Origin of the sequence: Lacipirellula limnantheis (genome assembly GCF_007746075.1) — a bacterium.
Classification (GTDB): Bacteria; Planctomycetota; Planctomycetia; order Pirellulales; family Lacipirellulaceae; genus Lacipirellula; species Lacipirellula limnantheis.
Map to the genome: position 1 here is coordinate 2,201,298 of NZ_CP036339.1, position 11,605 is coordinate 2,212,902.

Sequence of the window (11,605 nt, forward strand, 5' to 3'; positions counted from 1 at the left end):
TCGCCCCTAGTGTTAACGTCCCAGCCTAGCGAGTAGGCTACGCAACCGGTATCGCCACGGCCGTGCATAAAGGACGATCCTCTCCCGCCAGGTCGCATTCGGATTAAGTTCAAGCGATTTGCGAAACCACTGCTGCGCGGCCGCGAAGTCAATTTTATTGTCGGGAGTTTTTGATAAGCAGAGGTTGCCAAGACTCAGGCAGCATTTTGCAGCCGAGTCCATGTCGCCACGCTTCTGATACACGCCTAGTGCTTTCCTAAACCAATCTTTGGAGGCCTCCAGGTCGCGTTGCTGAACGGCAAGATGCCCCAGACGCCGATAGCTAGACGCCTCTGCCGGCTCGTTTTCACATTCCTTCGCAATCTCCAGCGACTCTCGGTATAGCCTCTCAGCAAACTCGAACCTGAGAGCCTCCTCAGCGCGTCTGCCTAGGGTGATGACTTCATTTGGTTTCCCTTCTTGGCGACAGATTTCGAGTCCTCTTCGCATCCATTGTTCAGCAGCTTCGTCGTCTCCCTGATCTTGTGCGTTCGTACATAGGCCGAAGCACGTATAGACCATGCTCCTCTTGTTACCCAGTTTTTCTTCAATCTCGAGCGATTTCAAATACCACTTCTGCGCAGCTGCAAAGTTGTCGTGCGAGTAGGCGACTATCCCTAGTTGGGAGTAACTAGCTGCGACGCCGCAAAGGTCGCCCAATCTCTCTTTAATTTCGATTGATTTCCACAGCCATTGCTCCGCCGATTCGAAATCTCCTCGAGCATTGGCAACCGCACTCAAATTGTTATATGTCTTCGCCGCGCCATGTTCCTTGCCATGGCGCTCATCGATCGCAATCGATTTCTGATACCAGCCCTCAGCGGCATCCAAATCTTCACGCTTGTATGCGATCGTTCCCAATTGGTGATAGCACGGCGACGCGACCAATTCATCGCCGTATCGCTCGCTGATGGAAATCGATTTGCGAAGCCACTTCTCGGCAGTCGTGTAATCTTCCCGTGAGAAAAACGCGCTGCTTAAGGCATGGTACGTCGCCGCCGTACTTCGGTAATTCTTGTTTCCCTCGTCGATCTTGATCGACTTCCAATACCACTGCTCCGCTGCGCTAAGGTCGCCTCGCCAATACGAGATAGCGCCCAACTTGCTGTAGACTTTCGCGACTTCGTCATTCTCGGCCTCTTCATAAATCTTGGCTGATCTCAGGCACAGTTCTTCCGCATGATCCAACTCGCCTCGTTTGAATGCCGCTTTCGCTTGCTGGAAATAATCCGCAGCGGCGGCGTCGTACTTTTGCGAGGGTATAAAATCGGTCATGGGAGAGGCCGACGGCAGCGTCTGCGAGCGAGAATGCGCCTAAACGCCCTATGCCAGGAATTATGAGGCGGAAGAACCGCTGATGCTACTCAGAAGTCCAAAATAAGTGCGGCTAAGGGCGAATCGCCTGAATTCCCGCGTCATCCGAAAACAACTGCTTCACGGCCGCAACGAACGGCCGTTCCTGCGGACTAAAATCGCCGATGCCAAACTTCTCGCCGTCGCGCGTCACCGCCAAGTCGGCGCATTGAAAGCAAAAGAAGACGTCGACGCGGTCGTTCCCTCGAAAAAACGATAACTTCACGCCGTACACAGGATAGCCGCACGCCTTCGCCGCGTCCCAATCGTAGGTGTTGGGCGAGAGCAATGTCGTCGCCAAATCGTTCGCCATCTCCGCCGGCACAACCACCGGCCCCGCAACGACGTTGAAATCGAACGGCGAAAGATCGTCCTCATTCGGCCGGCTCCCCGGCGGCGGAACGAGCCGATACGCCTCCACCCGCGTCGACTCGCGGACGATCGCCAAGTTTTCCGCACCGCCAAAGAGACGCGACATTGATGGCGGGCCAAATGCCGCTTGGTAGAGCGCCACGCCCACGGCGATGGCGACCACGATCGTCAGCAATCGCCGCAGCGAGAATCGAAATGATTGCGGGTCCGGTTCCAACACGCCCTTAGTCTACCGATGGGAAGCTCGGATCGCCGCGCACCGATGACCGACTCACCGTTCCGCTTCCGCGGAACGCTTGCGGAAGATGCTTGCTTTTGGCCATCAACTGCGAAATAGTGAACGGGAGTATACATTAGTTCTTTGGCAACCGATGTAGCTCGCAGGCGCCCTCGATTTCAAAAGGGCCATCGTTGCCTTACGCGCATTTGGAGCGCGCGAGTCACGTTACGGCGAGACGGGACGTTCGCGGAAGCAATCCCGCGACCTCCATTCTGTCGCGACACAAAGCCGATGCAGCACGGCGACAGAATGGTAACTCTAGCATGACAAACGCTTTACGAGCGCCCGATTTTTGTCGCCAAAATCGATGTCGCGCCATCCCACGACAAACGTCACTGAGCGAACAGGCAGCCGACTAGCCGGACCGCCACGCGGTCCGAGCCGCAGTGCTGAGCGGGTCGGCGATTCGCTCGGAGGGCGTGGCCCTTCGGCTCGCCGTGCGTTGCCACGATCAGGCGGTGGAGAATCGGCTGCCGACGGCCCGGGCCGTCTTGCGAACGAGCGAGCGGTACTTCTGCCGCACGTCGAGGTAGCTCCAGAAGAGGTAGAGGTTGCCAAAGGCCGAGCCGAAGAGCAGCACCCACGCAACTAGCGTGACGACCGCGTTGTCTTTGCCGCTGGCCGCAGCGCCGGCCGCGTTCGCAGCATTGCCAGCGCCGGCAGCATTCGCTGACGGCGGATTCGCGGCCGGTTGATTGGTCGCGGCTGGCGTCGACGCCGGATTTTGTGGGTTCGTGGCAAAAATGTTGTGCGGAGCCGCAGGCGGCGCGCTTGGAGCAGACGACGCGCTCGTCGCCGGCACGCCGCCCAAACCGACTGGCACCGTCAAGCTATCCAATGGTCGGTCCGCTGCCTGTGTCAGCATGCGCGAGTCGATGCTGGGCGTCGCGGCGTTGGGGGGAGAACTGTTCGGCGTCGCTGCGCCGAGCGCGCCGGCGTTCAACGGCGGAGTTGCGGGAAAGACGGTCGCCCCAGCGCCCCGATACGGCGTCGCTGGGCTTCCCGCCACACTGCCGCCGGGCGACGCCGCGGAAGTTGCCGGCGTGCGCGGGTCGGGCACGCCTTGCCACGGGTCGTTGCCGCCGAAGCCGCCGCTTGCCGCGGCGGCTGGTTGGCCAGCGACTGGGGCCGGGGGCGTCGATGCAGCGGAACTGTTCCAATCGTTCATGGCTGCTGCCGACGAAGCCATCGGCTGTGGCGCTGACTGCTGCAAGGGCGAACCAGGGACGCCGCTGTTGCCGAGCGTCGGCTGGGCCAACGGCGCGCCAGTCGGAAAGCCGTTGACCGAGGCGTTGTTCCACTCATTGGCGGCCGTGGGCGAAGATGACGCCATCGACGGATCAACTCCGCTGCGCGAGGAGTTCGTTGCGGGCGGCGTCGGTTGATTCCACGTTGACGGCGGCGGCGTAGTCGAGCCGTACGCCGGCGGGACGGCCGCCGCTCCGGTCGACGGCGGCGGCACGGCGGCCATTGGACTCGCCGGCTGCTGTTGGCGGAGCCCCCGCGCCGTCTGCGCGGGCTGCGGCGACAGCGGTTGGGCCACTTCGTTGACGAGACTTTTTGTGCGATCTCCTAACGACGACGCGGCGCCTTGAAGGTTCTGGCTGGCGTTGTTCCACGTTTGCTGGGCCTGGGCCGAGGCGCTGTCGATCCCCTGCTGAAGAGAGGAATTGACCTGATTACTCAGATTTTGGCCGGCCGCGTTCATCGCATTGGCGGCTGGAGCTGCCACGTTGTCGTTCCAAGCCTGCTGCGCCGCCGATGTCGCGCTGTCGAATAGTTGAGAACTGGAGGGCGCGGGCGCGCTGGCGCCGCCGCCATTCCACGCCGAGGCCGCCGCTGACGCGGCGTCGGCCAACGGCTGGCTCGCAGGGGGTTGTTGGACCAGCGGCGTCGCGTACTGGTTGTACTGCGCCGGGGCGACGGCGTTCTGCCCGCGGACGACGATCGAAGCCTCGCGCGACGATTCGCCAGCAGCAGCGACGACGACCGGTTTCAGTCGCGTGACCAGCCGCTCCCGCGGCAAGTCGCCAGACCCGACCATAATTCGCACGCGTCCGATGGGATGAATTCCCTCCGGAACCTCGCCGACGATCGGGATCGACTTGCCGGCAGCGAGCGTGGCCGCGAGATCCTGGTCGACTTGGACGATATATTCGTACCGCTCGCTGCCGTCGGGCATCGGCTGCCAGCCAAAACCGACCGCTGCCAATAACGCCAAGAGCGCAGCTCCGTCCATTTCGATCGTCCTTGTACATCCATGCGGCGCGAGCGGGATTCGCGCGAACGCGGTCCAGTCTAGCGGAATGGCGAAAAACGGCCTAGACAGCCTGCCAGCACCCGCTCGGCGGTTGACGGGAAACCCCAGGGGAGCGATTCTGGACGGTTCATGCTATCGTTGTGGAGTCGATCAGGCGGCGCCCACCGCCCCCGGCGACGACAGGCGGCACGATTTTCCGTACCCTCGAAGGTTTGCAAGCAATGGTCTGCGCCATTTCGGCAGAGTCGATATTGGGATCGCCCGCGGGGGAAGCCGCTCCGATCTTCGCTGGGGCTTCGCGCTGGATGACGAATTTGGGCGACCTGCCCGAGCGCCGCGACGACTGGACGACGACGATCGCGGCCGAAACGGCCACCGGCGATGATCCGTTCGACGACTTCGACGAGGACGACTTCGACGACGACTTCGACGACGACTTCGAGGAGGACTGGGAAGACGACCTCACCGAGGACGACGAGTTCCCGGACACCTTCGGCGGCGCCGAGCCCGAGGAAGTGATCGAGGCCGACAACGAGGACGAAGACTCGCCCTTCGCAGACGATCCGGACTTTGACGACGCGTAGGCCTGGGCACTCGCCCCGCAACCGGCGCCTACGCCCGCTTCCGCCTTCCGAGCAGGGCCGCTGCGCCGAGAGCCAGGGTCGCGAGGCCTGTCGGCTCGGGCACGGCGGCCGCTGCAGCCTCGCCAACGTTGAGCGCCGACCAACCAAAGTTCTGCTGCCACGCGAGATAGTCGGCTCCGTCGACGTCGCCGTCTCCATCCGCGTCGCCGTCGCTGGGCTGCGCGCCGGTTGCGAGGCCGAACCCCGTATTCCATACGGCAAGATCGGCACTGTCGACTTGGGCGTCCGCGTTGAAGTCGCCGGGAGTGAGCGCGTCGGTCACGATGCGATACACGCTGCCAGAGAGATACGTGATGTAGAGGTTTCCGTGCGCATCCTCCGTGATCGCCACTGGTTGACTTGGCGATCCCACGTCAGTCGGCAGTAGGGGGGTAATGTACTCGACCACTTGCGGCGTCGTCTGCGTCGCGGGCTTAAGCATCCAGAGGCGATTGCTCGCGGTATCGCCGAAGAAGTAGAAGCCTTGTAACTCCGGATCAGGGCCGCGATAGGGAACTCCGCCGAAGACGGTGGAGCCTTGAAAATTGACGTTGCCTCCGGAACGCACATAGTCGTAAACCGGGTCAACGGCGTCGGCCGGCTTCTCGCCTCCGACGCCGGGCGTCGCGATGAAGCCTTCCCGTAGCCGCCAACCATAGTTCTCGCCTCCTTGGCTGCTCCCAGGTTGGAAGTCGATCTCCTCGCGGGCGCTCTGACCGACGTCGCCAATCCATAAATCGCCCGTTGCGCGATCGAACCCGGCTCGGAAGGGATTTCTCAGGCCATACGCCCAAATCTCGTCGTCGCCGGTCGGATTGGTTGCCCCGGGCGTCGCGGGAGCGAACGGATTGCCAGGCGACTCGGCCGTATCGAATGGAATGCCGTAGTTGCGATTCGTGGCCGGGAAGTCATCGCGATCGACGTCGATGCGCAGGGCCTTTCCAAGAAAATTCGAGGTAATATCCTGTGCATTGCCTCCGGGTTCGGTGTGTCCCGTGCCTTGGTCGTTTCCGCTGCCGCCGTCGCCCAGCATGATATAGAGGTAGCCGTCGTTGGGACTGAATCCGATGAACCCGCCATTGTGATTGTCTTGCGGCTGAGTCAGCTCCAGGACCGGCGTGAACGTTGCGTTCGCCGTGTTCGAGGTCGGACTCGGCGCGGTGTACTCGCGGATGTACGAGCTGAACGGCGTGTTGGCGACCGAGTCGTTGGCCGTGACGTAGGCGTAAAACTTCGAGTTCGATTGGAAGTCGGGGTGGAAGGCCAAGCCGAGCAAACCCCCTTCGCCGTTGTTGTTGATGCCGGTGATCGTCAGGTAAGGCGTCGATTGCAGCACGCCAGTGGTAAGATCGAGAATCTTGATCGCTGCGGACGCCGACGCGCTGTTTGTCGGCCCGCCCCGCTCGGCGATGAACAGTCGCGTAGAGTCTCCGGGGGCGAACGTGGCGAACATCGGCGCGCTCAATCCCGTCGCGACTCGTTGCCGGCCGGCAAGCCCGGCTTCCGCGGTAGTCGCGCTAAAGCATCCCGCTGCCGCTGCCAACGACAGTCCTCGCAGCAGGGAGTAAGCGGACTTAACAGAATGGACGCGCAATGAGCACCGCGACCCCGGAAATGACAACGAAACCATGGCGTCGATCCTATGTTTGCACCCAGCGGCCCGCTGGTCATGCCAGTATCAGGCCGCAACGCGACCGAAGCAAGCAATTCCCTGCCTGCGCGGTGCAAACGACGCGCCGAGCGGCCGCTACGCGACTGGGTCGCGAGCCGAAGGCGCCGCCGCGGGCGCCGGATACTGGTCGGCGGCGAGACGCCGTGCGTCGGCTTCTGCCGTCACCCGGCTGATCTTTGCGAAGTCGGCTTCGCGGGCGATGAACGCCTCGACGACTTCAGGGTCGAACTGCGACCCGTAGTGCGACACGATCCAATCCCGCGCTACGGCGTGGTTGGCCGCCGGCCGATACTCGCGGTGAGACGTGAGGGCATCGTAGACGTCGGCCAGGGCGACGATGCGGGCGGACAGTGGGATCTCCTTGCCCTGCAGTCCGTAGGGGTAGCCGCTGCCGTCCCACTGTTCGTGGTGCGCGGCGGCAACTTCGCGGCCGAGCGTTAGGAACTGGTCGTGATCGCCGAACATCCGTTCGACCGACGCCAGGCATTCGTCGCCGAGCACAGTGTGCATCTGCATCGACCGACGTTCGGCGGCGGTCAATTTGCCGAGCTTTAGGATCACCGCGTCGGGGACGCCCATCTTGCCGACGTCATGCAGCGCCGACGCGATGGCCAGGTTGGCGACGTAGTGGTGGTCAATGCTCGGATTATGCTTGGCAAGTTCCGAAGCGAGCACGGTGACGTACGTTCGCAACCGTTCCAAATGCTGGCCCGCGTCCTTGTCGCGCGATTCGGCCAGTTTGGCGAGTCCGAAGACGACGGCGTTGCGGCTCCGTTGCAGCGCCAGGGTCCGCCGGATGACCTCGCGTTCCAGCGAAGAGCTTACTTCTAGCAGCGTGCTGTCAAACCGCCGCACCAAGAAGATTGTGCAGAGGGCCGTGGCGGCGACGACGGCGCCCGTCAGCACAAAGCCCACGTGGATCAGCGGCGTGATCAGCTGCGCGACAAGATGATCCAAACTTGCCTCAGACATCGCCACCACGATGGCGGTGTTTTGCTTGGGCAGTTCCAGCGCCGTGACGTCATAAGTCCGTTCGTCGACGACCATCGTGCCGCTGACGAAAACCTGATCGCTATTTTCAGTGCTGTGGATTGCTGCCAGCAATGTCTGCGAGTCGGCGCCCCGGTTGAGCAGTTGGCTCGACAGGGGAGCGGACGAATTGATCGAAGCGGGGGCCTTGCGCGAACTCGCCGCGACGGCTCCATCGTCAAGTCGAACCGCAGTGACGAAACCGTCATGCGGCACATCTGCTTCAGCGAAGATCTCTTGCAGCCGTTCCGGGGAACCAGTCGGCGGCAAGTCGCCGGTCTTGCGGGCCAGTGACAGCGCGACCGTTTGCGCCTGGGACTCGGCAGACCGATGGATGATCTGATTAAAGGCTTCGTGCAGCCAATGCGACGCCCACAGAACGCCGAAAGTCATGCAGCCGAGTTGGCTCATGACGAGCATCGCGACCAGGACCTGTCGCCGTTTGATGTACATGATCTGCTCCGAACCAGCGACGTCGGACGACGTCCGGGCGGCGAGTACGCGCACGCGCCGCCATTACGAAATCTGCCGTACGTATTAATTGCCCTACCAAAACCTAGCTCGCAATTTGCCGCAACGCGCAGCCTGGCAACCAAAAGACGCTCGCTGAAATCGTCGCGAGTCGGACAATCCCACTCCGCGCGTTCTGAGCGATCAGGCGATTCATCGACGGGGGACGCAAGTCGCGGCGACAGAGCGTCGGCCGGAGTGGTCGGCAGGACGCCCGCTGGTTGCAACGGGCGCCGCCGTGCTACAATGACGGCCTCGCCGCACGCGCTGGAGTCTTGTCTTCGCGGGCGGTCGCTCGTTGCCCTTCAGCTAATCACAAGCTTTCGCCTCGCTCCCTAGTCCAGGCAGGAGATCTACCGCAATGGCCACGGTGACTGAAAAGTTCGCCCGTCCGCAAGTTCGTCAGACGCAATGCTTCATCGGCGGCGAGTGGGTCCCCGCTGCCAGCGGCAAGACGTTCGAGACGGTCCACCCCGCAACGGAAGAAGTCGTCGCCGAGGTGGCCGAAGGCGACAAGGCCGACATCGATGCGGCGGTGAAGGCGGCGCGAGCCCAATTCGACGGCGGCGAATGGTCGCGCATGGACGCCCGCGATCGCGGCATTCTCATGAGCAAGTTCGCCGACCTCTTGGAAGAGGAGGCGGACGAACTCGCGGCGCTCGAAACACTGGACAACGGCAAGCCAATTCGCGATTCGCGCGGGGCCGACATTCCGCTGGTGATCGATTGCATTCGTTACTACGCCGGTTGGGCCGACAAGATTCAGGGCGCCACGATTCCGGTGCGCGGCGAATACTTTACCTACACCCGTCGGGAGCCGGTCGGCGTGGTCGGCCAAATTATCCCTTGGAATTTTCCGGCGCTCATGGTCGCTTGGAAGTGGGGCCCCGCGCTCGCTGCCGGCTGCACGATTGTGATGAAGCCGGCCGAGCAAACGCCGCTGACCTGCTTGCGGATGGCACGCCTCGCCCAGAAGGCGGGCATCCCGGACGGCGTCATCAATGTCGTCCCCGGATTTGGTCCGACCGCCGGCGCCGCGCTCGTCAAACATCCCGGCGTCGACAAAATTGCATTCACCGGCGAAGGTTCGACGGCGAAGATCATTCAGCGCGAAGCGCTCGAAACGATGAAGCGCGTCACGTTCGAACTGGGCGGCAAGAGCCCGAATATTGTGCTCGCCGACGCTGATCTCGACGCCGCGGTGGAAGGAGCCCACTTCGGGCTTTACTTCAACCAGGGTCAGTGCTGCTGCGCCGGTAGTCGATTGTTCGTCCAAGAAAAGATGTACGACGAGTTCATCGATCGCCTGAAGGCGAAGAACCATGAACGGAAGCTGGGAGATCCCTTCGACCCCGAGACCGAGCAGGGCCCCCAAGTCGACAAGGCGCAGTTCGACAAGATCCTCAAGTACATCGAGTACGGCAAGCAGGATGGCGCCAAGCTCGTGACCGGCGGCAAACGCCACGGCGATGAAGGCTTTTATATCGAGCCGACCCTTTTCGCTGGCGTGACGGACGACATGCGCATTGCCACCGACGAGATCTTTGGCCCCGTGCTGAGCGTGCTGAAGTTCAAGGACGTCGACGAGATCGCGCGGCGGGCCAATGCGACCAACTTCGGGCTGGCGGCTGCCGTCTGGAGTCGCGACATCGCCAAGGCGCATCGCCTGGCCTCTCGACTGCGGGCCGGCACGGTGTGGATCAATTGCTACGACGTCTTCGACGCCGGTGCGCCGTTCGGCGGATTTAAGGAAAGCGGTTTGGGCCGCGAACTCGGCGAAGCCGGGCTGCAGGCCTACACCGAAACGAAGACGGTGACCGTGTCGCTGACCTAGCGAAGATTCAAGAAGTCGTCACGTGCAGAGAAAGAGAAAGAACCCTCGCTGAACTCTCAGCGAGGGTTCTTTCGTTTGGGTTGTCTTGGAGCACGCACGACGAAGGCACAGCAATTGATCACCGGTTCGCGGTGCCGCAAGCGTCGTTTACCGACGCGCCGTATCGCCGTCGACGCTGAGGGCGAGTTGGCCGAAGAACCGCTCGCCGCCGCGGACGATATCAAACCGGACGGCGCCGAGTTTGGCGACCGCGTCAGCCCGGTTGAGGATGAACTGAACGTCCTCCTCGCTCGTGGTGTACCAGCGGTGGATTTGGACGAGGATGTCGCCCTTCACGACGCCTTGCGAGGCGGCGGAACTTCCCGGTTTCACGGACACGACCCGCATGCCTCCGTCGAGCGGTAGGCCGCGATCACGCAGCACCGCGGCAGGCACCGGCTCCAGCGTCAAACCGAAGGCGTTCCAGGTCGCTTGCTGGAAAGTCGACATCTGCGGTTCGGCGACGTCCGCGACCTCAGTCCGCGTCCGGCCCGACTTGGCGGCAATGACGAGGTCGAGTGCCACTTGTTGCCCGTCGCGTTGGACGAGCACCGGCACACGCTCGCCGGGACGGCGTCCCAGCAGCGACCGCTCGACGTCGAGCGGCCGATCGATGGACGTGGTGCCGATTTGCTCTAGCTCGTCGCCGCGCTGCAGTCCGCCTAGTTCCGCCGGGCTGTCACGTTCGACGCGGGCGATGGTGACGGGGCCAGCCGGTCCATCGATTGCCAGCGGCGTGATGCCGTGCCAGTAGCTCTCGAGCTTCTCGACCTTTATCATTTTGGCGGCAACTTCCAGCGCCTTGTCGACCGGAATAGCGAAGCCGATGCCTTGGGCGCCTGCTCGTACGGCGACGTTCAGGCCGATCATATCGCCTTCCAGGTTCATGAGCGGGCCGCCCGAGTTGCCCGGATTGATGCTGGCGTCGGTTTGGATCAGGTCGAGATATTGCTGCGTCTCATTGACCTGCACGTTGCGGTGGAGCGCACTGATGATGCCGGAGGTCACGGTGTGCTCGTAGCCGTAGGCATTGCCGAGCGCGATCACCGTTTCGCCCGTCATGAGATCCTGCGAGGTCCCCAGTTTGATCGTCGGCAGCGGTTGCGGGGTCTTGATCCGGATCACCGCGAGATCGGTTTCGCGATCGTGAGCCACCAGCTGGGCGACATAGGCCTGGCCGCCGTCAAGCGTCACGTTGATTTGCCGGACGCCGTCGACGACATGGTGATTGGTCAGGATGTAGCCGCGAGAGTCGATGACGACGCCGGTGCCCATGCCATTGACTTCGCGGGAGGCAGGCGTCGTTCGCCCCACGGCGAGCGGTTCAACGACCGACTTTTGCCCCTGAATGTTCACCACCGCCGGGGCCGAGTTTTTCACGGCGGTCACGATGGGCGTCACGCGGTCTGCCGGGGAGGCAAGCGCCGCGCGGTGATGGGATGCTCCGATGCTGGCGGCCAACGCGAGGGGCCATAGAGCGGGGCGAGCGGCGCGGCGGGAGAGCAGGCGCAGGATGGGCATCGCGGGTCGTCCAATGTGGGTCGCCAGCCGTTCGCTGTCTGGGGTAGCGATCGGCGGCGCGGAGCAGGTGACC

The 11,605-nt window shown here is 62.8% G+C and carries 8 protein-coding genes; 2 read left to right on the forward strand and 6 right to left on the reverse strand.

What is annotated here, in order from left to right; all coding sequences use genetic code 11:
- Window positions 1-12: 12 nt before the first annotated feature.
- From I41_RS08615 to I41_RS08625, 3 genes are all read right to left on the reverse strand, one after another.
- Window positions 13-1,314, reverse strand: a complete 1,302-nt coding sequence (locus I41_RS08615) for a tetratricopeptide repeat protein (protein WP_145432161.1) — start codon at window positions 1,312-1,314, stop codon at window positions 13-15.
- 112 nt (window positions 1,315-1,426) lie between these two features.
- Window positions 1,427-1,984, reverse strand: coding sequence for a hypothetical protein (locus tag I41_RS08620; RefSeq protein WP_145432162.1), 558 nt, complete (start codon window positions 1,982-1,984; stop codon window positions 1,427-1,429).
- A gap of 511 nt (window positions 1,985-2,495) precedes the next feature.
- Window positions 2,496-4,283, reverse strand: a complete 1,788-nt coding sequence (locus I41_RS08625) for a hypothetical protein (RefSeq protein ID WP_145432163.1) — start codon at window positions 4,281-4,283, stop codon at window positions 2,496-2,498.
- 335 nt (window positions 4,284-4,618) lie between these two features.
- On the opposite strand from I41_RS08625, the gene I41_RS08630 reads away from it, so the two are divergent.
- Complete coding sequence (locus tag I41_RS08630; protein ID WP_145432164.1) at window positions 4,619-4,888, forward strand: hypothetical protein; 270 nt, start codon at window positions 4,619-4,621, stop codon at window positions 4,886-4,888.
- A gap of 28 nt (window positions 4,889-4,916) precedes the next feature.
- Here the strand turns inward: I41_RS08630 and I41_RS08635 are convergent, their stop codons facing one another.
- Both I41_RS08635 and I41_RS08640 read right to left on the reverse strand, forming a co-directional pair.
- Complete coding sequence (locus I41_RS08635; protein WP_168206771.1) at window positions 4,917-6,380, reverse strand: PQQ-dependent sugar dehydrogenase; 1,464 nt, start codon at window positions 6,378-6,380, stop codon at window positions 4,917-4,919.
- A 294-nt stretch (window positions 6,381-6,674) separates the two neighbouring features.
- Window positions 6,675-8,081 carry an HD-GYP domain-containing protein gene (locus tag I41_RS08640; RefSeq protein ID WP_168206772.1) on the reverse strand — a complete coding sequence of 469 codons (1,407 nt, stop codon included), beginning with the start codon at window positions 8,079-8,081 and terminating at the stop codon, window positions 6,675-6,677.
- A 418-nt stretch (window positions 8,082-8,499) separates the two neighbouring features.
- Here I41_RS08640 and I41_RS08645 point away from each other — a divergent pair, with 418 nt between their 5' ends.
- Window positions 8,500-9,972, forward strand: a complete 1,473-nt coding sequence (locus I41_RS08645) for an aldehyde dehydrogenase family protein (RefSeq protein WP_145432166.1) — start codon at window positions 8,500-8,502, stop codon at window positions 9,970-9,972.
- 147 nt (window positions 9,973-10,119) lie between these two features.
- Here the strand turns inward: I41_RS08645 and I41_RS08650 are convergent, their stop codons facing one another.
- Entirely contained in the window at window positions 10,120-11,532 is a 1,413-nt protein-coding gene (locus I41_RS08650) for a trypsin-like peptidase domain-containing protein (RefSeq protein WP_246133839.1), read from the reverse strand.
- Window positions 11,533-11,605: the final 73 nt, after the last annotated feature.